Genomic DNA, 21291 nt, shown 5'->3' with positions numbered 1-21291 from the left:
CATTAATGGAGCACTCTTACTCTGTCCGGTGTCGGATCCATTCCTATCCCTTCTCTTCTTGCTGACCTGTGAAGGTACGTGTTTCTTAATGTTCTCAAGTCATCCTGTTCTTTCATCTCTTTCTGATAGTCAGCATATTTATGTTCCGGTATAGGTATTCCGCCGTATGCTCTTTCAAGATCTTTATACCGCTTAAAAATGTACTGTTTTCCATCTCCCATTGCATAAGGTCTTAAGCGGTTTTTTATTCTTACCAGCAGGGCATCTGATGAAATGGAATACTTTTCGTCAGTAATTTTCTTTAAAGTCAGGGGAACTGTTTTCTGAACACCATATTCTGCCATAAAATGTAACGGAATATAGCTGTATGTTTTTTTTATAAGCTTACGTTCTCCCCTTAACGACAGATAAAAGCCCGGAGTAATGGTAAGTTCTTCTTCTTTATACCAGGATTCTGCTATAAGCTCGCTTCTAAAGGCCTTTAATTTTGTGCTGGTTGTCCAGGATGTTTCAAGTTCTTCCCAGATTTCCGGGCCATTTTCGTAAGCTCCTCCTACATCACAATGAACGCCGGGAAATATTTTTTCTATTCCTACATGCACATTCGTGAGGTCGAAATTTTCCCTGTGTTCATTTTCTGCCACAAAATGAATTACGCTCTGTGCTCTACCGATATCATTCAGGCTCAGTTCTTCTACGTCATTATGAAAGTTCGGCGTGGCAGAAAAGTTTTTTGAATAGGAGGAAACGGTATCATAAATACCCAGAAACCTCACTTTCAGCACATCCACTGTAATTCCGGCCTCCTGCAGCTTAAGTCCCAGATGGCCCCATTTCGGAAGCTCTTCACTTTGTATTCCTCCGGTACCGTCGCTGTCGTAACGGGCAGTTACCGTGACACCTTGATGGGAAACAGTAGTGGTGGTCGCTTTATATTTGGATTTACCTATTTCATGGACGAAATTACGGGCAGCAGCAGCACCCCTGCTGAAACCGAAAACATCAAAAGTAAGGACTGCAATTTTATCTGCTTTTTTTGCATTCTTTATATTTTTTACTTTTTTTACGATCTCTTCGCAGCCTTTTCTCACCTTCCCACGGATCCCGGTAGCACCTGTTCCGAAGGCATAGCCAAGCATAGAATCTTCTTCTTTATCTTCTGTACCGATACCTTCAATGTAAATGCCAAAATTTTTATCATAATTGTCCCATAAACGCGCCACATTGCTCCAGTCGTTATTATAACTGTTGTTATCGGTGGGTGAGCCTCCATTTTTCTTGTAGTCGGCAGTTTTGTTTCTTCTTTCTATGGTATTGGTTTTATTATTCAAAGTTCCGTCAAAAAACATCCCAAGAGTAATGTCTAACACTTCCTCTTTGGATATTTCCGGTGTATAATCTCCAAATTTATTATTGTGCATCGTTCTTATTTTATTTTTGTTGACAGACTGATTATAATTTTATGAAGGATATTATTCTATTGCACGCGAAAGCCTGATTTTTGCTTTTGTAACCGGAAGTTCTTCTTTCTCGCTCTTTAATGATAGATTAGCTCCTGTATTATCTGCATTGACTTTAATGATTAAGTCTATATTTTTTTCATTTCCGAGTTTCCTGAATAATTCAAAAATTTCTTTTTCATCAAAAGAGTCTACCCATACGCCGTATCTTTTTTTATTCTTATCCCTCCAGTAAAAACCGCAGAATTTTGGGGCAGCCCGTTTTTTATAAGTATCAGCTGTCAGGCTTTCCCCGAAGAGGTTTTCCTGTTCCCCATTGTAATTAGTGAATCCGAAATCAATCCACTCACCGCCTTCCGGCAAAGTAACTGAGGGTTTCCAGTTATATTTTTCTCTGTATACTTCATAGAGATCCGGGGCTGGATACCCTTCTTTTTCTATTTTAGCTCTGATCTCAGGCTTAAATGTTTCATAAGACGGATCTTTCAGCATTCTGTCTGCGAAACCTTCTTTCAGCATATACTGTGCGTTTTCGTATGCTTTTTCTTTGGTAATAATGGTATCATGAGCCTGAAAAGCACCTACTTCTTTCTGGTTTCCCGGACCGTTGATCCATAAAACCACCCGTCCTTTTGGGGCAAGACCAACAATGAAATTACTGTATGTGGTCTTTTTACCATTATCCTGATCTATAAAACCTTTATCGAAAAGATCTTTTATTTTTTCTTTATCCAGGTCCCATTTTCCGGTATAGAATTTATTTTCCACCAGAGAATACCAGGTAAATTCCAGCTTGTGGGGAATATCCATCTGGCTGGTTTCTACACTCATTGTTCCGCCTTCATTTCCCCAGCCTGTATTCTGTGTACCCCAGATGGCATCGAAGCCGTAGGTAAAATCATCTGCGATGAGAGCTCCTTTGTAAATTTCCATCGGATATTCCTGCGGTGCCGAAAGGGTTCCCAACCAGCTGTATTTTTGTTCCATTTTTTTATTTTGACAATTGATTAACGAGAAACTACTTACAATAAAAAGAATCAGAATTCTTAATTTACTTGTTTCCATGAGACATTATTTTCTTATTGCTTGCCAAAACAAGATTGTTTTTCTGTGCTTCCACATTAATTTTCTGGGCAATTTTTTCAACCTTTTTGCCAACATTCAGATGATAAGAGTCTGTGACTTTTATCTGTATATTCTTAGCTGTTTTGATGATCGCCATATCAGAAAAGTTTTGATTTTTCAGCACTGTTGAATTCTACGATTTTACCGCTCTGCATCGTCATGTTTTCAAGCTCGCTGAACATGGATATTTCTCCGGCTATTTCATTGGATGTTTCGGACTGTCTTTTGAATTCTTTTTCTACCATTTCGGTTCTGGTGTCCGAAGATTCACGGATATCACCGGACGCTGTCTGTACAATATCTTTTCCGGCTGTAGAAATAATACTGTTGTTGGCAGAACTGTTGATTCCTTCTCCCGCACTGATCGAAATTTCTTTTCCGGCCGTAATGTTGATATTATCCCCCGCATTCAGGGTGAAATTTTTAGGAGCCTTCATGCTGATATTTCCGGCACCATCCATATAGTAAATATTTCCGCTAGGGTCCATAATCTTTACGCTTCCTTCTTCATCATTCATCAGAATTCTGATTCCGCTTCTGGTCTGGATGGATTTCAAATGGTTATTGACTCCTCCGCCCAGGGCTATTCCTCCATGAAACATACCTCCCATCACAAAAGGTCTGTCCGGATGGCTGTGAACAAAATTTACCATTACCTGATCTCCTACTTCCGGAATGGCAACATATCCTCTGTTCTGCGTGATCTGATCTGTTCCTCCTGCATCAGGACTCATCATCCTGATAAAATGGGTTGTATCGCTCGTCTGCCAGTCAAACTGCACCTGTATCCTGCCTTGTCCTTCCGGATCGGTATTGGATATAACGACTGCAGTCTGCGGTTCAGCTTTAGGAATCTTATATTCCGGTCTTGGAAGAAATCCCGTATCTGCGGCTATCCCAGTAAAGCTTCCTTTATAATGTCCTATGGTGTCGATCTCATGTTCAGCTTCCGTGATCATAATTCTTGTAAAATAGGAGGTTTCATTGGAATCCTGTTTCCGCATCTGAACATCGGCTATGCATCCCGGATGAAGGAATGGAACGGTTGTATTTCCTGAAATGGAAAAAACGTTCACCGCTGCACTTCCCGAAGCACTTTTCTGTGAATATTCTACATCCAGATGGGTTGTTGCCTTAATAGGGGCTATCTGAAGCGCGGGGGTTTTGTAAATACTGTTGTTGTGATCGTAAGCTGTCTTTGCAATATCACTTACATGCTGAATAGGCGTGGAACCTGAAGTAAGTTTTTCATTTTTATTGCTGTTATACCCATAAAACTGGGGCTTGGTATGGATTGCTTTCAGCTCAACTTTAATATCGTTGGCGCTGCTTCCATAGGTGAGAATAATAGGTTTGTTCTGAGGCGGCAGTTTCCCAAAATGCAGGACTTCACCGTCATAAAAAAACTGTTCACCATATGCTTCTGCCATTCTTGCCAGATAGTTGTAATGGGTTTCGTCATACTGGCTACTATAGATGATCTGGGAAAAATTATTGGCATCTATCCTTACGTCAAAGCGGCCCTTATCAATCCCTTGTTTAATCACTTCTTCAGCAATAATTCCTATATTGACCGGCTGACTTCCTCCAAAGCTTTGGATATGGGAAGCTCCGTCTAAAGTAATGGTTGGGCTGGATCCTGTAAGCACAATATTCCCCAGACTCATTTTTTCCTGGCTGAATGCTACTCCTGTAATGATTCCTACAAAGGTTCTTTCAGGACTGTTGTCTATGCCTTTATAAGAAATGACTGCCGTGAGGCGTTTTCCCAGGAATTTATTGGCTTCTTCCAGCGAATGGGTCTGGCGATCTCCCAAGGTATCATGAGCCAGGGTAAGTGTAAACTCATGATGACGCTGAGCACTCTGTTTAAGTTTGAAATGTTTATAAAATTTGATGATTTTTCCTTCTATGACTAAGGAAAGCTTAACCAGACGGTTGATACCGGTATGATGATTTTCGGATACCCCGTCTGCATTCTGTGCCGGGCGAAAACTCGTTCCCTTTGATTTTTCAGGTGTAGTAGACATATTTTATAAAGTGATTTGTGTTAAAATATATATTATTCATCTAATCGGGAATTTTTGAAAATAAACAAAGATCCCCTGCCAGAAAATAGTGTTCACAACAGGTAAAAAAAGACCGTCTTGAGGGACAGTCTCTTTATATTTTGTACTACTCCGGACCTAGCTTAATGGCCAGAATCCGTCGTATAATGAATTTCCATATGTAATGCTTTCTGCACTTACCACAAAGCTTACCAGCATATTGTTGCTGTCAATAGCATCAAAATCCATTTCGTGCTGAATTACATATCCGTTTTCCCACTTCAGGGTAATTAAAGTTCCTTCTTCATGTGATTTATTGAATGTAACTTCACCACTTGTGGGCTTATATTTACCATTCAGTAAGCTTTCCAGAATATCAGACTTTTCAGTTGCTTCAATTGTTACTTTAATCAAAGCGTTCGACGGATCTGATGCTACACGTCCTGAAACATCTGTAGACCTTGATACGCTGTAATTAAGCTTTAACAACTTTTGTCCTTCACCTCCATTGAATTTTAAGATTCCTCTTGAATTTCCTGCCATATTCTTCTATTTTAATCATTAATGATTATACTATTCATAAAGTTTATCTAACAAAGATAGACTTCATGGTCTAATTTAAAAAGTTTTTAGTGAACAGATTTACATTTTGTAGTAATTCTACGACTTTTTTTCTACTTATATTAATTTAGCATTAAAAAAATACAGCTCTTAGCTTTGTTTTTTATCAATGAGAATGCATGTAAAAATGTTTATAATAATAAGATATGATCATGATGACCAAGTTTACCGTGACCATGATCATGAGAATGTTACTGTATTTCCTTTTCGTATCTACAAAACTCAGACCCAGGGTAAAAAGGAACAGGAGTAGTGTATAAACAGCCGGATACAGATGAAAGGCTTCTGAAAATCTGCCTTCAAATACTAATACGACAGCTCTCTGGGCACCACATCCCAAACATTCTATTCCCAAAAATTTCTTACTGGGGCAGGTTAGCATAAAGTCTTCAATGTTCATTCCGGATGTTATGATGAAATTTTCGCTCTTGTATATTGGTGTGGAAAGAAACAGTCTTCCTTCATTTCAAATGATCCCTGAACGGCAATATACGGGTTCCTTAAAATTTCTCTTGCTACAAATATGAGGTCTGTGTCTCCTTTTTCCAGAATTTCTTCAGCTTGTTCCACCCTTGTGATTAACCCGACTGTTCCGGTTTTTACCCCGGCCTCTTTTCTGATCTGGGATGAAAAAGGAACCTGATAGCCATCAAATACAGCTATTTTAGCGCCGTGGATATTTCCTCCGCTTGAAACATCTACCAGGTCTACGGAATGTTCTTTTAAAACTTTAGCAAGCTTTACACTGTCGTTGATATCCCATCCGTTTTCGGCATATTCGGTTCCGGAAATTCTTACGAAAAGGGCTGTATTTTCGTCCAGTTCTTCGTTAACAGCGTCAACAATTTCCAAAAGAAAACGGATTCTGTTTTCAAAGCTTCCGCCATATTCATCTGTCCTGATATTGGAAAGCGGTGATAAAAACTGGTGGATAAGGTATCCGTGTGCACTGTGAATTTCTATCATATCAAAACCGGCTTTTACAGCTCTTTTTGCTGCTTCTTTAAAATTCTGTACCTGTTCCTTAATCTCGTCAGCAGTCAGAACATGCGGAATCCTTTCAGTAGGATGATAAGGAATAGGACTAGGTGCAACGGTTTCCCAACCTTCTTCAACAGGAATCTGCAGGTTATTCCATGTGGAACCTTTTCTTCCGGCGTGGGCAAGCTGAATCCCTATTTTACTTTCTGAACGGGAATGGACAAAATCAACAATTTTCTTAAGTTCTTCTGCCTGCTCATCATTCCAGATACCCATACAGTGGTTGGTAATTCTTCCACGAGGCTCTACTCCGGTGGCTTCAACCATGATAAGTCCGGTCCCGCCCTGAGATCTGCTTCCGTAGTGTACAAAATGGAAATCATTAGCCAATCCATTTTCGCATGAATACATACACATGGGAGACATTACCCATCTATTTTTCAATTCTATATTTCTAAATTTTACTGGTGTGTATAACATTTTACTTTTTGATTTTCAATTTAATGATGAATAAAAAAAACATTGTCGAAGTGATGAAAAAGAAGTAAATTTGGCCCCCTTTTTAGTCTTACTAATATATGAAAAAAGACATACAGATCAGTTACGAGCATTTTAAAAACAGCAGTGAGCTGAACGATATAGAAAAAACTTTATTTGAAAGAGCAATACAAGCCCGTGAAAATGCTTATGCGCCCTATTCGAATTTCCTTGTAGGATGTGCCGTCTTACTGGAAAACGGTGAAATTTATTCCGGCAACAATCAGGAGAATGCAGCCTATCCATCGGGGTTATGTGCAGAAAGAACGACTCTTTTCTGGGTGGCAGCCAATTTTCCGGATGTCAAGGTGAAAAAGATCTTTGTCGTTGGGGGGCCTAAGGAATTTCATGAGAAAAATCCTCCGATTCCACCTTGTGGAGCCTGCAGGCAAAGCCTGATAGAATATGAAACGAAACAGAACGAAAACATCATCCTTTATTTTTCAAGCATGAATGATGAAGTGGTAAAGGTTCATTCTATTAAGGATTTGCTGCCTTTCTATTTTGATTCATCGTTTTTGTAAAGGTGAAATTTTGTGAACAGGAAATTTTGGTTGATGTGAATAGTGAATTTTGCTTCGCAAGTGAATGGTGAATTAAAGTTTTAAGAATCAAAAACCAAGAACCAAGAATCAAGATTTCAAATACCATACTTTTGTCAATGGTCAATTTTATTTTACAAATGAATTGTTAATTTAAGAATTATTTTCAATTTTGTACTGTCATGTTCATTAATGATCATTTATACTTTTTAAAAATTTCCCTGCGAAGCAAAATTCACTATTCACTATTCACTATTCACTATTCACTATTCACAAATAACCACTCACAATTGACTTTTTGTCTTTTTTGCGCAATAATTTTAAAAAGTTATCTTTGCAAAAATTTTGGTTTCCAGCATTTTGGAAATAATAGGGAATTGGGTGTAACTCCCAGACTGTCCCCGCAACTGTAAATCGCAATAAGATTTCTGTAAAAAACCACTGTTCAAACGGGAAGGTGCAGAAAGCGAAAGTCAGGAGACCTGCCAAAATTATAACTAAAAACGTATTACTTTCGGAGGAAAAGTAAAATAGTATGGATATAAAAAGGTCTTTATTACTACTTTGTTCGTCTTACGGCAGCTTTCTCTTCGGACAGGAGAAGGCGGTTGACACCATTTATATTTTCGACAGCCAGATGAGCAAGGTAAAGCTTTTCCATCCGGTACGTACGATCACTCCAAAAGATCTCGAAAAAAACTCAGCCAATCTTTCTGAACTTTTACGCTTTCAGTCTTCTATTTATGTGAAAGAAAATGGCCGTGGGGCGGTTTCTTCTCCTTCATTCAGGGGAACAACAGCTCAGCAGACCGCTTTTGTGTGGAACGGAATCAACATAAATTCCAGCTTTTTGGGGCAGGGAGATGTGAATAATATTCCACTTTTCGGATATGATCAGATTGATATAAAAGCGGGTGGCGGAAGTGTTGTTTATGGCAGCGGAGCTATTGGAGGAAGTATTCATTTAAATAATATTTTGGATTTCAACAGGGGCTTCAAAGGTTCTGTTTATTCGGAGGCGGGCTCTTTTGATACTTATAATAATTTTCTGCAAGCTTCATTCAGCAATGATAAATTAAGCGTTAAAGTTTCCGGGAGCTATTTAACGAGTCAGAATGATTATAAAGTTCCTGAATTTGTTGTAGGAAGTACGGGATTTTATAATGTTAACGGCAGATATTACAATACTTCAGTTAACATCGGAGCTTCTTATAAAATTGCTGATCACCAGACTATTTCATGGCAGAACCAGATGTTCGATGCATCACAGCATTATCCTGTTTTTGAACAAATCGGAAACAGAACAAAATATAACGCGCAGACTTTAAGAAGCCTGATCGCATGGGATATCAATAAAAGTAATCTTTCAAACAGCTTAAAAGCAGCTTATACGGAAGATAATTTTCAGTATTTTTCGGATCTTAACCAGCCTAAAGCAAGCGGTGCAGAGGGAAAAAATTATATTTTCAAAAATGATTTCAACTATTTCATCACTCCAAAGATCAACATCAATGCTATCGGGGAATTTCAGGTGAATAAAGGGGAAGGTTATCAATCCGGAATTGGGGTCATCAGCAGAAATGTAGGTTCCCTATCCGGCTTAATCAGGTATTTTGCCACGAAGGAGCTTCGTTTTGAAGCCGGGATCAAGAAGGATTTTGTGGAGGATATCTCTTCTCCGCTTCTGTATTCTTTTTCGGGAAAATGGGATGCTTTACAATGGTATCGTATGGGAGCCAGTTTTTCAAGAAACTTCAGATATCCTTCTTTTAATGATCTTTACTGGCAGCCAGGAGGAAATCTGGATTTGCTTCCTGAAACATCCACGAATATTGACATGAGCCATGAGTTCAGCTTAGGAGATTTTAAAATTACATTGAGTCCTTATTATATGGACATCAAAAATCTCATCAACTGGTTACCTACTCCCTATGGATACTGGGCACCTGTGAATACGTATAAAGTTGAATCTTACGGATTGGAATCACAGGTTAAGTGGAACAAAAAATTCGGGAAACATGCTTTAAAGCTGGATGCAGGGTACACATATTCGAAATCGGTCAACAAGAATACTGAAATGCAGATGATGTATGTTCCGATCCATAAAGCTGTCGGAAATATCGAGTATGGCTATTCATTCCTTAAGCTATACGCACAGGGACTTTTCAACGGTCTTACCTATACGACTACGGATGAGCAAAGGTCTACAGCTATTGATCCTTATTTTATCTTAAATACAGGAATTTCGGCCTCACTTTTCAAGAAATACACTTTGGGATTTAAAGTGAACAATGTTACCAATACGGTTTATCAGACGGTATCTTTGTATCCGATGCCGAAAAGGAATTACAGTATATATGCAACTATTAATTTTTAAACTTAAAAATATTATGAAACTGAACAAACTTCTACCTCTTCTTTTTGCTTTTACACTCCTTTTAGGCATCGTGTCTTGTAGTAGTGATAATAATGATGAGCAGGAAATATTCTATGGCAATGGCTTTTTAATTGCTAATGAAGGTACTTTCGGAAAACCTGAAGGTGACGTAACGTTTGTAAGTGCAGACCTAAACCTTAAACAGGATAATGTTTTTGCCCTTAATAACGGAGGAGCAAAACTAGGTGATGTTTTACAAATGGTTGCTTTCAATGGTGAAAATGCTTATCTGTTATTGAATAATTCTAATAAGATCCAAATCGCAAACCGTTACAATTTTAAGGCGAATGGCGAGATTACCGCTGAACTTAATTCTCCGCGATACATGGCTTTTGCCAACAACAATATTTATGTAACAAACGATAAATATTTAGGTGCCAAGTATGTAAGCATCTATAAAGCTTCAGACCGTTCTTTCATCAAAAAAATCACTTTCACAGATGCTGCTGAAAGAATTGTAGAAGCCGGAAACAATATCTTTGTACAGAATGCTTCATTTGGCTTTGGAAATAAGATCTCTTACATCAATACTTCTACCAACAATGTTCAGTCTACGATTACGTTACCGGCAGGAAATATCAACAAGATCATTTCAAGTAATCAGAATGTATATGCTATTGCTGCGGGAACAGCAGATTCTTATATCTACGAGATCTCAAGCACAGGAAGCATTACAAAAACAACTACTTTAACAGGTATTGCCAATGCTACGAATCTTGAAATTGCCAATGGTAAGTTTTATTTCACTTCAGGGAAAAACGTTTACAAGATGGATATGAGCGCTACAACAGCACCTACATCGCCGCTGTTTACTGTAGCGAACAGTGTTGATGCGTATTCTGCTTTATACGGATTCAGCGTGATCAATGACAAAATTTTCACTTCGGATTCCAATGGATTTACCCAGGCCAGCAAAATTGTAGTTTACAATACCTCAGGAGCTATCATCAGATCATTTACAACGGGTATAGGCTCAAATTCAGTCTATGCAAACTAAGATATTAATACTTCGGTATTATTTATAAATTTTATTTTTTTTCATCATTTGTGTTTTTTTTCAGGCCGCTTCTCCGAAGCGGCCTGATTTTGTTTTTACTGATAAAAAAGGCTTCGGCGGGACAAAGTCCCGCCGAAGCCTTTTTTATATTTAAATTTAATTATACTTCAATCCCAGCTTCTCAGCTTCTGCAATCACAAACTTTTCAGCTTCTTCCTTATCATTGGGAATCTCACCTTCCAGGATGGCTTCTTTTACTTTTTCTTTAAGGATTCCGATCTCTTTTCCGGGTTTAAGATCAAACATCTGCATGATCTCTTCTCCTGTGATTGGCGGCTGGAAATTGCGCACCTGATCTTTCTCCTCCACTTCTTTGATCTTCACTGCTACATATTCAAAATTCTTCTTGAATCTGTCCTGCTTTTTGGAGTTTTTGGTGGTAATATCTGCTTTACACAAGGTAAACAGATCTTCCAGGTCTTCGCCGGCATCAAATAAAAGTCTTCTCAATGCAGAGTCTGAAGCATCATCGGTGATCAGGGCAATTGGGCGGGATGAAAGCTTTACCATTTTCTGAACATATTTCATATCGCTTCCCAACGGCTGTTTTAGTCGATGGAAAAGAGTCTTCACCATTTTTGAGCCTAAAAACTCGTGACCATGGAAAGTCCATCCTGTTCCTTCAACAAATTTTTTGGTTGGCGCTTTACCTACATCATGCAGCAAAGCGGACCAGCGTAACCAAAGATTATCTGTATTTTGAGAAATATTGTCCACCACTTCTAAGGTATGGTAGAAATTGTCTTTATGGGTCTGCCCTTCTACTTCTTCTACTCCTTTCAGCTCAATCAGTTCGGGAATGATCAGCTTTAAAAGGCCTGTTTCTTCCATTAATCCCAATCCTACAGAAGGTTTTTTGGACATCATAATTTTATTGAATTCAACCATGATCCTTTCCATAGAAACGATCTTGATTCTTTCTGCTTCCTGTTTTATAGCGTTCAGCGATTTTTCTTCAATGACAAAATTTAACGTTGAAGCAAAACGAACGGCTCTCATCATCCTCAATGGATCATCAGAATAGGTTTGTGCCGGTTCCAAAGGAGTTCTTAAAATTCCTTTTTCCAGATCTTCAATGCCATGGAAAGGGTCTATCAGTTCTCCGAAATTAGTTTTATTTAAAGAAATCGCCATGGCATTGATGGTAAAATCTCTTCTTTTCTGATCATCTTCAAGTGTCCCGCCTTCTACTTCAGGTTTTCGGCTGTTCTCGGTATAACTTTCTTTTCTGGCTCCAACAAATTCAAGCTCAAGATCTTTGTATTTGATCATGGCTGTTCCGTACGTTTTGAAGACAGAAACTTTTAATTTGGGATCAATATCATTCGCAACAGTCTGGGCAAGCTCAATACCGCTTTGCTCCGTCACAAAATCTATATCTGTAGATGCAGTCCTCTTCATAAGGAGGTCACGGACATAACCACCGACAATGTATACGGATTGATTATTCTTTTCCGCAGCATCGGCAATGATCTTAAATAGTTTTAAATTTTTATTTTGGGTAAGATTAATTTTCATCGTTAATAAATAGATCGTCTTTTTTCTGTCAATGTATCTTTTCCATTAATCATAATGGGCATACATTTTATTAATTTTTCCTCCATCGTCAAAAAACATAACTTCCACAGCATGTTTGTCCATAATAGATTTGTAGAACAATGCCACCGAATTGACGCCTGCTGTTGATCTTATTAATTCAAAATGCAAATCGGGAAATTTGTCCAGTGCTTTTCTCCAGTATTCACGGACCGCTTCTTTTCCCCTCAATGTATTCTCTTTTCCTCCTGTAGCCAAGGCAATCATTGGTGTTGTCACCTCTATATCTTCGGCATAATGAGACAGTATATTTTCAAGATCATGAGAATTCCAGGCACGGATCCATTCTTCAGCAAAATTTTGGTGGTTCATGGCACTTCTTTTATCAGTTGAAGAATGCAAAGATAGAAATTAAAAAAAAGAAATCCTGCCGATATACATTGACAAGATTTAAATTGAAAGAATTATTGCAGAATTTTACTCACGAAGAACCTTAATTCTGTTATCACTCCATATTTTTATCACGGAAGAACCCGAATATTTTGAAACTTTTTCTCTGTCTTCCTCTACTGCGTAATCTACCAGCTTAATTATTTCCGGAGAAATATCGGAAAACTTCAAAGGACTTTTATCCCCACTGAAATTGGCGGAAGTGGAAACCAAAGGTCTGTTTAGCTTGGTGATCAGTTTTTTACAGAAATCAGTTTTTACCAGCCTTATTCCTATGCTTCCGTCTTCAGCAAGGAGTTCTTTCGGAAGCCCGCGTGGATTTTCATAAACAATGGTGACCGGTTTTTCGCTTAGGTCAATAATTTCCCAAGCCATTTCCGGAACATCTACAAGATCCTGAAGTCTCTTTTCAGATTCCACCAGAATGATCATGGATTTGTTTTTCTCCCTTTTTTTGATGTCAAAAATCTTATTGACAGCTTCTATATTGGTGGCGTCACAACCTATTCCCCAAATGGTATCTGTAGGGTAAAGAATCGTTCCGCCGGATTTTAATATTTCGATAATGTTTTCCATAATTTAAAAGGGTACTAAACCCGTGGATAAAGGTAAAAAAACGGGAAGGTTCGGCCAAAAAAGATGGGATAAATGTTTTTGTTTAGATGAATGTTTTAAATTGGGCTAAAGCCTGAATAATAGGTCTTCTTTTGTTGAATGGGCTAAAGCCCATTTCTATTGAATATATTGGTCTCTTAAAAGTAATTTACAATCTTTTGACAAAAAATGTATACAAAAATTCAATAGGAACGGGCTTTAGCCCGTTTAAAATAAGGTTCTATAACATTTGGCTTTAGCCAAAACCTATAAGAAATTATTCCTTTCAAGAAATTCCTGATATTCTTCTCTAAAACTTTTTCTCTGATGATGTTTCTCCTGATTCTTAATATATTCTCTCACAGCCTCAACCTTTGACTCCGAAACAGAAACGGCAAAATATTCATCCTGCCATGAAAATTTTTCCCGAGTAAGTTGATTTTTATTAATCCAAAAAGAAGATTCTCCCTTTAGCAATTGTACTATTTTTTCCATATTCTGACCCGATCCCAGTGAAATCAGACAATGGCAATGATCTGAATAGCCGTTAACCATATCTAAATAAATTCCTTTTTGAGAAGCATTTTCCTTGATATGTTTCCAGACTTTAACCCTCAAATCAAATGTATCCAGATGTGGAACTCTGTTTTTTGTGGAAAAAACAAGATGAATATAAATTTTAATAAATGACATTTGTGTTGTTTTAACCAAAAATAATATTTTTTAATCTATATTTTGGCTAAAGCCATATTTGACTGATTATCCAAAAAAACAGGCTAAAGCCCGTTCCTATTGAATTTAAATATCATTCACGAATTATCATGGATCATAGATCTTATCTCTTTGTTCCTGATTGTTCATTTACAAACACAAACCCTATTTCAAGCCCGGCAAATATCTCTCTTTAATAATATTTAAATGATGATAATTGTGTCCCACGATCAGTTTCCCGATTGTTTCCACAGCCAGTTTATTTCCATTAGCTATGCCTGTATTATTTAAAACACCGGATTCAAGGGTTTCAATGAGGATTTGTGAAGACTTTCTTACAAGTTTGTATTCTTCCAGCAGGGATTCCAATGATCTGTTATTGGCAAAAGAGGCCGCAGCATATTCTTCTTCATCAAAGCCGGGCAATTGGGCTTTTTCTCCTCTGGCAAAAGCCAGAATTCTGTACTGAAATATTCTTTCGGCATCAGACAGGTGGAGTAAAAGTTCTTTCAGGGTCCATTTTCCGTCTGCATAGGCAAAAAGAGACTGTCCTTCTGTAAGAGCTGCATATATTTCTACTGTTTTTTCTCCTGATAATTTTAATTCTCCGATCCAGTCCTCTGAAGGGATCTGGTCCAGATATCTTTGTACGTATTTTTGAAAATCAGACATGCTTTTTCAAGTTATAAGTTATTAATGATAAGTGATAAATTATAATTGATGAATGATATGTAAAGTGAAATTCACAATTCACAATTCACAATTGACTATTGATCATTCACAATTTACTTTTGTTCCATTTCCCTGTTCGTCCATTCATAAAAATTCACAGAGTCATAGAGTTCAAATCCGCAGGCGGGATACAACTGGTTTCCCACATCGTTGTTTTTTCCTGTTTCCAGGAGAACTCCGCAGGCATTGGATGATCTGCACAACCCTTTGGCTTCTTCGATCAGCTCTTTGGAATAGCCTTTGCCTCTATGGTTTTCATTAACATAAAGGTCATTCAACAGCCAGTATCGCTGCATTCTTGTGGATGAAAATATTGGATACAGCTGAACAAATCCTGTTAGTTTTCCGTCTTCTTCTGCCACAAAAATTTCGGAATCTTTGTTTTCTATTCTATCTCTGAGAAAATGTTCCGCTGCAGGAATATCAGATTCTTTGTGATAAAAGACTCTGTATTGGTCAAATAATTCTGCCAATTGATTCATATCTTCAAAGGTTGCCTTTCTGGTGTTTTTCATATGATTATAAATGATGATCGTAGCTCAATACCCTTTTCATCTTCCACTGCTTATCTTCCAGAATCCACAAAATAGTAAATTTCGCCCTACTCCCCTGATTCCATTTGTCATTGGAAAATTCGAAAAATTCATGTTCTCCTTCTTCTATGAAAGCGTACAGAACATTATTGTTGTATAAAGGATAGACTTTCATACTATTAGGTACGAGATCACGCTTTACTTTGTTTCGGCTACCACAGATATTGTTTTTAATAGAAGCGGTAAAAGCAGGCTCACCGGAAGTAATTCCTCCTTTATCGTGATAAAATTCCAGATCCTTACTGACTATAGATTTATAATGAGAAAGATCACATTTATTAAATCCGACATCAAATACCAGACTGTCCAGCTTTTTAGCTGTCTTATACAATTCGTCGGTAGTTTTTACCTGTGAGTATACCATCTGACTGACAAAACTTAAGATCAAAAAAAACTGAATCTTTCTCATTATATTTTATTTTAAAGTGTTAAGAGAAAGCTTTCTCAAGATCTGCAATTAGATCTTCTGCATCTTCGATACCCACACTCAAACGAACTAAGTCGTCTGTAATACCTAATTCTTCACGTTTATCGGCAGGAATGGAAGCGTGTGTCATCAATGCAGGGTGATTCGCTAAAGACTCTACACCTCCTAAAGATTCAGCCAGAGTAAACACTCTTACTTTCTCAAGGAATTTTACAGCATCTTCTTTTTTCCCGGATTTGAACGTAAAAGAAACCATTCCTCCTGATTCTTTCATTTGGGATTTGGCAAGCTCATATTGAGGATGAGATTCCAGTCCCGGATAGATTACTTTATCTACTGCAGGATGCGTTTCAAGGTACTTCGCTACAGCAAGTCCGTTGTCTGAATGGCGTTGCATTCTTAATGCTAATGTTTTGATTCCTCTTAAAACAAGGTAAGAATCGTGAGGTCCTAAAATACCACCGCTCGCAAACTGAATAAAGTGAAGCTTCTCTCCCAGTTCAGCATCTTTTGCGATCAGTGCTCCGGCGATAACATCTGAATGTCCGCCTAAATATTTTGTAGCCGAGTGCATAACGATATCTGCTCCCAGATCAATAGGTCTCTGAATATATGGTGTTGCAAAAGTATTGTCCACAGCAACCAGGATATCTTTTCCTTTTGCCATTTCCACTACCGCTTTGATGTCTACCAGCTTCATCAAAGGATTGGTAGGGGTTTCTACCCAGATCAGTTTTGTTTTGTCCGTGATTACATCAGCAATCTTCGAAACATCATCAAAATTCACGAAAGTAAATTTAAGCTGATATTTTTCGAAAAGTCTTGTAAACATTCTGTAAGTACCTCCGTAAAGGTCATCTACCGCTACTACCTCATCACCCGGATTCAGTAATTTCAAAACACAGTCGATGGCAGCCAGTCCTGAACCGAAAGCAAGTCCTCTTGCCCCGTTCTCAATGCTTGCCAGAGAGTCTTCCAAAGCCTGTCTTGTAGGGTTGGCAGCTCTTGAATATTCATATCCGGAATGTACTCCCGGGCTTTTTTGAGCGAATGTAGAAGTTAAAAATACAGGAACATTAACAGAACCTGTTGCAGACTCGTGATGCTGCCCTCCGTGAATTACTTTTGTATTAAAATTCATAATATTTTTATTTTTTATAAGCCTCCCATGAAAAAATCAAGGCTCTTTGAAACGTTATCAGATTTTCTTTTCACTTCCAGTTTTCCGTTAAAAGCATACGCAAGAACGTCTATTTCTTCTGGGACTTTATCGGGAACTGTGGTTGTAAAAGAAACCAGGTATTCACTATTTTCGTATTTATCTTTACCTGTTTCTTGCAGCTGCTCAAATTTTCCGTTGATTTTGAGAATTATTTTTTTCAGGGAATCATCTATATAAGCAATATCCGAGCCGTTTCCTTTAATGAAATCGTCCATGCTGGGAACAAGCTCCATGACAGATTCGCCTTCCATATCGTGTGGGTGAAGGCTTCCCTTTAGCATGTCTACAGGGATTTCTTTTTCTTTGAATAAGGTGATCTCCATATCCGCATTTTCAGAAACCTTCTCCGTACCGGAAAGATCTTTGTTTTCAGAAGCCGGAAGTTTTTCAGCCGTTACAACAGAATCTGTTGCTTTAGTTTCTCTGAGTTCGGTTTTTTTATCGCACGCGGCCAACAATACCGCTGTACTGATGAGTAAAAGTGCTTTTTTCATATAATTTTGTGATTGGTGCGTAGTTTGGATATTACATTCTGATGGCTGATTTTATAGCAAACTCATCTGCAATCTGCTCCAGCCACTGCGCTACATCCTCTTCCCCGGTAGCTCTCTGGTACGTACTGCCTAAAGATACCAAAATCTGGTGAATAAACATCTTCATCTGGTCTACCGGCATTTCTTTTGTCCAAAGATCGATTCTTAAAGCTTCCATTGTTTTATCATCCCAAACAGAGATCATTGTTGCTTTTGTTTCCTCTTTTTCCACACCGCCATCCTGGGCGTTCCATGTTATATTTTCAGGAATGTGGTTTTCATCCAACTCTACATCTATTGTAATCTGAGTTTTTCTCATATCAATCTAAAATTTTTCCGCAAAGTTACTACTTCTTCAGCTTATCTAAAATTTCTACGAACTTATCTTCATCTGAAAATGCTGATTAATGTAAAAAAAATTTCGCTTTATTAAGATGCAAAAACCCTGAGTTTTCAAATCAAAAAAATAACCTCCAAATTACTTTGAAGGTTTATATTATTTTGACTATTACTATTACGGGGTTTTAGGTTTGTATACCGCTTCATTAAAGATGTTGGTAGCATCAAGCTTTAAAAAATCAACGAGTTTAGTTTCAGGTTTTTGTCTAAAATAGGCTTTACAGATCTGCCATCCGGTAAAAATTCCGATCTGAGGTGAAGATTCATTATCGATTTCCGTATAAAATTTTGAGAATGGTCCCGGAGAAATGAAACGTTCTACCAGTCTTGGATCATCGCCGAAGATCAGGTTACTTTCTACGAAATAATTCCAGATATTGGCTTCATTGGCAATAGCCCAGTCGTATTGTTTCTTGGTATAGTTCATTTTCAGGTAATCCGGTGTATCCGGAAGAAAAGCATCCTGCAAAATCATGATCTTTCCGTTCAGAATAACTTTGTCTATGAATTTCTGATGATCAGGGGATTCCGTCACAATACTTTCGGCGAAAATCTGTGAAACTTTCGGAATAATATTCTGCGGGTTCATCGATTTCTGAAAATATAGTTCAAGTCCTTTGTAATTGGCATTGCCATCTCCCATAAAGCCGGTAATATCTATGAACAGAAGATTCCCTTTTGAGTCGTAAAAAATAGGATCCTGAACCATCTGAAGTGCTGATGAAAAAAGGTAAACCTTAGGACTTTTAAACTGTGGAAAATAGTATTTGATATGAGAAAACAGATCCTGAAGCTCCTTCTGAAGTTTCGCCTGATCTATTTTAGCAGCTGCTTCTTTATAGATCTTAATTTCTTCTGCATCTGATCTTCTTTTTCCAAAATCCGCATCGGAAACCGTTCCCTGAAACCAGGGAAATTTAGCCTTGAATTGGTCCAGAGGAATATCCTGATTATAGAATTCTTTGGAAATATCCGTCATCTCAACTTTTTCGGCAGGTACTTTTACTTCTATTTTCCATTGGTTCTCAGGTTCTTTTTTACAGGAATACAAAGCGAGAACCAAAATAGAAGAAAGGGCAATAATTCTAAAAATCTTCATTATTTTTACATGAAATTTAAGTGTACAAAAATAAGGATTAAAAACACAATCGATGATGAAAATTAAAATATTTGCAACCTTCAGCCTTATTATTTCAGGATCTTTTCTTTTCCATGCCCAAAAACTTAATTTTAAGGATCCGAACTTTGAAAAAGCTGTCCTTGAAAATTTTGATCTCAATAAAAACGGCTCACTGGAGAAACTGGAAGCTGATATGATCACCAATTTATTTCTGGTTCAGAAAGGCATTACATCAGCTGATGATATGCTCCTTTTTAGCAATGCCAAGATGATCGTGCTTGATGATAATACCATTCCGAATGTTTCGATTATGGGACTACCACAGCTCGAGCTGTTTTCCTGTACAGGATGCAAGATTTCTTCTTTTAGGGCAGAAGGTCTTAAAAGCTTGGCTTCCTTGTATCTTGACAACAACCTTCTGGAGAATATTTCGTTAAAGGAAACCCCAAGAATTGATCAATTAACATTATCTTTAAATCAATTAAAAGCAGTTGATATCACTCCGCTCAAAAATTTAAGAAAATTAAACGTAGAGCACAATAAGATCCAGAAACTTGACATTTCAAAAAATCCAGCCCTTCAAACACTGAATATAGGCGGGAATCCAATGAAGGAATCAGACATCAAGAAAGGAGTGAAAACTGATATAACCATTTTCGGAGCTGAACAATAATTATGACCATGAAACTAGAAACAGAAAGACTTATTTTAAGAAAATTTGAAGAATCAGACGTTGAACGGATGTTTCTGCTGGATTCTAATCCGGAAGTGATGAAATATATTGGCGTTCCGGTACTCACAGAACAAAGTGAATCATTAGCTGTAATCAGAATGATTCAGAAGCAATATCAAGAAAACGGCATAGGAAGGCTTGCTGTCATTGAAAAAGAAACCGGGCTGCTGATTGGCTGGAGCGGGCTGAAATTACTGACCGAAGAGATCAATGGTTATAAAAACATACTCGATCTTGGCTACCGTTATTTACCTGAATTCTGGGGGAAAGGTTATGCACTGGAAGCTGCAAAAGCATCCCTGGAGCTTGGTTTTAATAGCATGAAGGCTGAGGTAATCTATGCACATGCTCATTCAGGAAATGAAGGATCCAATCATATTTTAAAGAAATTAGGCTTTGAAAAAACCGGTGAATTCACAGAACCTGACGGAATCTGTAACTGGTATGAGCTAAGACGTGAAAAATATTTACCATAGTTTGGTTACGAAAAAACCAGTAATTTTGGAATTTTATTTTCCGTTTGAAATTCCTGGAGTGAATGAATGGTTGTGGAACCGATAAAGACGGATTAAAAAAATATAAAGGGCATAGTAAAATACCCTAAAGAATTTGTAATAGACTAAAAAAATAAATAATGCAGACTCAAAAAGTAATAGATCATATTGTAGCATGGTTAAAGGATTATGCTGTAAAAGCTAATGTAAAAGGATATGTAATAGGTGTTTCCGGGGGTGTAGATTCTGGAGTAGTTTCCACGCTTTGTGCAATGACCGGACTTGAAGTATTGCTTCTCGAAATGCCGATACGTCAGAAACAGGACCAGGTCAACCGTGCTCAGGATCATATTGAAGATCTTAAAAAAAGATTTCCAAACGTTCAGGGTAAAACCATCAATCTAACTCCTGTTTTTGAAACTTTTGAAGATGTCGTTGAAGATCATATTGAAGGAAGATGGAGTAACAATCTTGCTCTTGCCAATACCAGATCCCGTTTCAGAATGTTGACATTGTATTACTTTGGGCAGCTTCACGGGCTTTTGGTCTGCGGAACCGGAAACAAAGTGGAGGATTTCGGAATCGGATTTTATACCAAATACGGGGACGGTGGTGTAGATGTTTCTCCAATTGCTGATCTATATAAAACTGAGATTTATAAGTTGGCAAAAGGATTAAACCTTATCGAAAGTATTCAAAATGCAATTCCGACAGACGGACTTTGGGATGCAGACAGAACCGACGAAGATCAAATCGGAGCAACATATCCGGAACTGGAGGAAATTCAAAAAGAATACGGAACTAAAACTGCAGATGATTATGAGGGTCGCGATAAAGAGGTATTTTTAATTTTTGACCGAATGCATAAAGCAGCTCAGCATAAAATAAATCCTATTCCGGTTTGTGATATTCCTGAGGAATGGAGAAACAATTAGTTTT

The 21291-nt window shown here is 37.8% G+C and carries 24 protein-coding genes and 1 riboswitch; of the genes, 6 read left to right on the top strand and 18 right to left on the bottom strand.

Annotated elements, in window-relative coordinates:
* Positions 1–2 precede the first annotated feature (2 nt).
* The 7 genes from ACTJIV_RS17500 to namA form a co-directional block, all read right to left on the bottom strand.
* Positions 3–1421, bottom strand: a complete 1419-nt coding sequence (locus tag ACTJIV_RS17500; protein ID WP_223559942.1) for a T6SS phospholipase effector Tle1-like catalytic domain-containing protein — start codon at positions 1419–1421, stop codon at positions 3–5.
* Between the two features lie 51 nt (positions 1422–1472).
* Positions 1473–2447: a DUF2931 family protein gene (locus ACTJIV_RS17495; protein WP_440628951.1), complete on the bottom strand. Its 975-nt coding sequence runs from the start codon at positions 2445–2447 to the stop codon at positions 1473–1475.
* Positions 2448–2511: 64 nt separating this feature from the next.
* Entirely contained in the window at positions 2512–2682 is a 171-nt protein-coding gene (locus ACTJIV_RS17490; protein ID WP_157963379.1) for a hypothetical protein, read from the bottom strand.
* A 1-nt stretch (position 2683) separates the two neighbouring features.
* Complete coding sequence (locus ACTJIV_RS17485) at positions 2684–4615, bottom strand: type VI secretion system Vgr family protein (RefSeq protein ID WP_440628949.1); 1932 nt, start codon at positions 4613–4615, stop codon at positions 2684–2686.
* 156 nt (positions 4616–4771) lie between these two features.
* The gene (gene tssD / locus ACTJIV_RS17480; protein ID WP_111956803.1) at positions 4772–5176 is read right to left on the bottom strand and encodes a type VI secretion system tube protein TssD; all 405 of its coding nucleotides are present in this window, start codon (positions 5174–5176) and stop codon (positions 4772–4774) included.
* A gap of 184 nt (positions 5177–5360) precedes the next feature.
* Positions 5361–5654 carry a DUF2752 domain-containing protein gene (locus tag ACTJIV_RS17475; protein ID WP_440628947.1) on the bottom strand — a complete coding sequence of 98 codons (294 nt, stop codon included), beginning with the start codon at positions 5652–5654 and terminating at the stop codon, positions 5361–5363.
* Positions 5655–5662: 8 nt separating this feature from the next.
* Complete coding sequence (gene namA, locus ACTJIV_RS17470; protein ID WP_440628945.1) at positions 5663–6715, bottom strand: NADPH dehydrogenase NamA; 1053 nt, start codon at positions 6713–6715, stop codon at positions 5663–5665.
* 98 nt (positions 6716–6813) lie between these two features.
* On the opposite strand from namA, the gene ACTJIV_RS17465 reads away from it, so the two are divergent.
* The 3 genes from ACTJIV_RS17465 (at position 6814) to ACTJIV_RS17455 (ending at position 10748) form a co-directional block, all read left to right on the top strand.
* A complete protein-coding gene (locus ACTJIV_RS17465) occupies positions 6814–7296 on the top strand; it encodes a cytidine deaminase (RefSeq protein ID WP_111956797.1) in 483 nt (160 codons plus the stop codon).
* 347 nt (positions 7297–7643) lie between these two features.
* Positions 7644–7818: riboswitch (cobalamin riboswitch) on the top strand.
* Between the two features lie 31 nt (positions 7819–7849).
* Positions 7850–9691 carry a TonB-dependent receptor plug domain-containing protein gene (locus ACTJIV_RS17460; RefSeq protein ID WP_440628943.1) on the top strand — a complete coding sequence of 614 codons (1842 nt, stop codon included), beginning with the start codon at positions 7850–7852 and terminating at the stop codon, positions 9689–9691.
* 13 nt (positions 9692–9704) lie between these two features.
* Positions 9705–10748 carry a YncE family protein gene (locus ACTJIV_RS17455; protein WP_440628941.1) on the top strand — a complete coding sequence of 348 codons (1044 nt, stop codon included), beginning with the start codon at positions 9705–9707 and terminating at the stop codon, positions 10746–10748.
* Between the two features lie 156 nt (positions 10749–10904).
* Here the strand turns inward: ACTJIV_RS17455 and ACTJIV_RS17450 are convergent, their stop codons facing one another.
* From ACTJIV_RS17450 to ACTJIV_RS17400, 11 genes are all read right to left on the bottom strand, one after another.
* Entirely contained in the window at positions 10905–12326 is a 1422-nt protein-coding gene (locus ACTJIV_RS17450) for a CCA tRNA nucleotidyltransferase (protein WP_440628939.1), read from the bottom strand.
* A gap of 45 nt (positions 12327–12371) precedes the next feature.
* The gene (locus ACTJIV_RS17445) at positions 12372–12716 is read right to left on the bottom strand and encodes a nuclear transport factor 2 family protein (RefSeq protein ID WP_223559950.1); all 345 of its coding nucleotides are present in this window, start codon (positions 12714–12716) and stop codon (positions 12372–12374) included.
* Between the two features lie 105 nt (positions 12717–12821).
* Positions 12822–13370 carry an L-threonylcarbamoyladenylate synthase gene (locus tag ACTJIV_RS17440; protein WP_111956789.1) on the bottom strand — a complete coding sequence of 183 codons (549 nt, stop codon included), beginning with the start codon at positions 13368–13370 and terminating at the stop codon, positions 12822–12824.
* Between the two features lie 285 nt (positions 13371–13655).
* Complete coding sequence (gene tnpA / locus ACTJIV_RS17435) at positions 13656–14081, bottom strand: IS200/IS605 family transposase (RefSeq protein ID WP_440628936.1); 426 nt, start codon at positions 14079–14081, stop codon at positions 13656–13658.
* A 183-nt stretch (positions 14082–14264) separates the two neighbouring features.
* On the bottom strand, positions 14265–14771 hold the full coding sequence (locus ACTJIV_RS17430) for a DinB family protein (RefSeq protein WP_223559952.1): 507 nt from the start codon (positions 14769–14771) through the stop codon (positions 14265–14267).
* 113 nt (positions 14772–14884) lie between these two features.
* On the bottom strand, positions 14885–15346 hold the full coding sequence (locus ACTJIV_RS17425) for a GNAT family N-acetyltransferase (protein WP_440628934.1): 462 nt from the start codon (positions 15344–15346) through the stop codon (positions 14885–14887).
* 4 nt (positions 15347–15350) lie between these two features.
* Positions 15351–15833: a nuclear transport factor 2 family protein gene (locus ACTJIV_RS17420; protein ID WP_440628932.1), complete on the bottom strand. Its 483-nt coding sequence runs from the start codon at positions 15831–15833 to the stop codon at positions 15351–15353.
* A gap of 19 nt (positions 15834–15852) precedes the next feature.
* Positions 15853–16995: a cystathionine gamma-synthase gene (locus tag ACTJIV_RS17415; RefSeq protein WP_262484397.1), complete on the bottom strand. Its 1143-nt coding sequence runs from the start codon at positions 16993–16995 to the stop codon at positions 15853–15855.
* 11 nt (positions 16996–17006) lie between these two features.
* A complete protein-coding gene (locus ACTJIV_RS17410; RefSeq protein ID WP_440628930.1) occupies positions 17007–17567 on the bottom strand; it encodes a hypothetical protein in 561 nt (186 codons plus the stop codon).
* Between the two features lie 31 nt (positions 17568–17598).
* Positions 17599–17925: a gliding motility protein GldC gene (gldC, locus tag ACTJIV_RS17405; RefSeq protein WP_111956777.1), complete on the bottom strand. Its 327-nt coding sequence runs from the start codon at positions 17923–17925 to the stop codon at positions 17599–17601.
* A 195-nt stretch (positions 17926–18120) separates the two neighbouring features.
* Positions 18121–19104 (bottom strand): gliding motility protein GldB, encoded by a 984-nt coding sequence (locus ACTJIV_RS17400; protein WP_440628928.1) that lies wholly within the window; start codon positions 19102–19104, stop codon positions 18121–18123.
* 52 nt (positions 19105–19156) lie between these two features.
* On the opposite strand from ACTJIV_RS17400, the gene ACTJIV_RS17395 reads away from it, so the two are divergent.
* The 3 genes from ACTJIV_RS17395 (at position 19157) to nadE (ending at position 21287) form a co-directional block, all read left to right on the top strand.
* Complete coding sequence (locus tag ACTJIV_RS17395; RefSeq protein ID WP_440628926.1) at positions 19157–19798, top strand: leucine-rich repeat domain-containing protein; 642 nt, start codon at positions 19157–19159, stop codon at positions 19796–19798.
* An 8-nt stretch (positions 19799–19806) separates the two neighbouring features.
* Complete coding sequence (locus tag ACTJIV_RS17390; RefSeq protein WP_440628924.1) at positions 19807–20334, top strand: GNAT family N-acetyltransferase; 528 nt, start codon at positions 19807–19809, stop codon at positions 20332–20334.
* Between the two features lie 158 nt (positions 20335–20492).
* Positions 20493–21287, top strand: a complete 795-nt coding sequence (nadE, locus tag ACTJIV_RS17385) for an NAD(+) synthase (protein ID WP_440628922.1) — start codon at positions 20493–20495, stop codon at positions 21285–21287.
* Positions 21288–21291: the final 4 nt, after the last annotated feature.

Origin of the sequence: Chryseobacterium sp. 22532 (assembly GCF_052044665.1) — a bacterium.
Taxonomy (GTDB): Bacteria; Bacteroidota; Bacteroidia; order Flavobacteriales; family Weeksellaceae; genus Chryseobacterium; species Chryseobacterium lathyri.
Note: the sequence above shows the minus strand (reverse complement) of the source record. Positions and strands in the feature narration are given on the sequence as shown.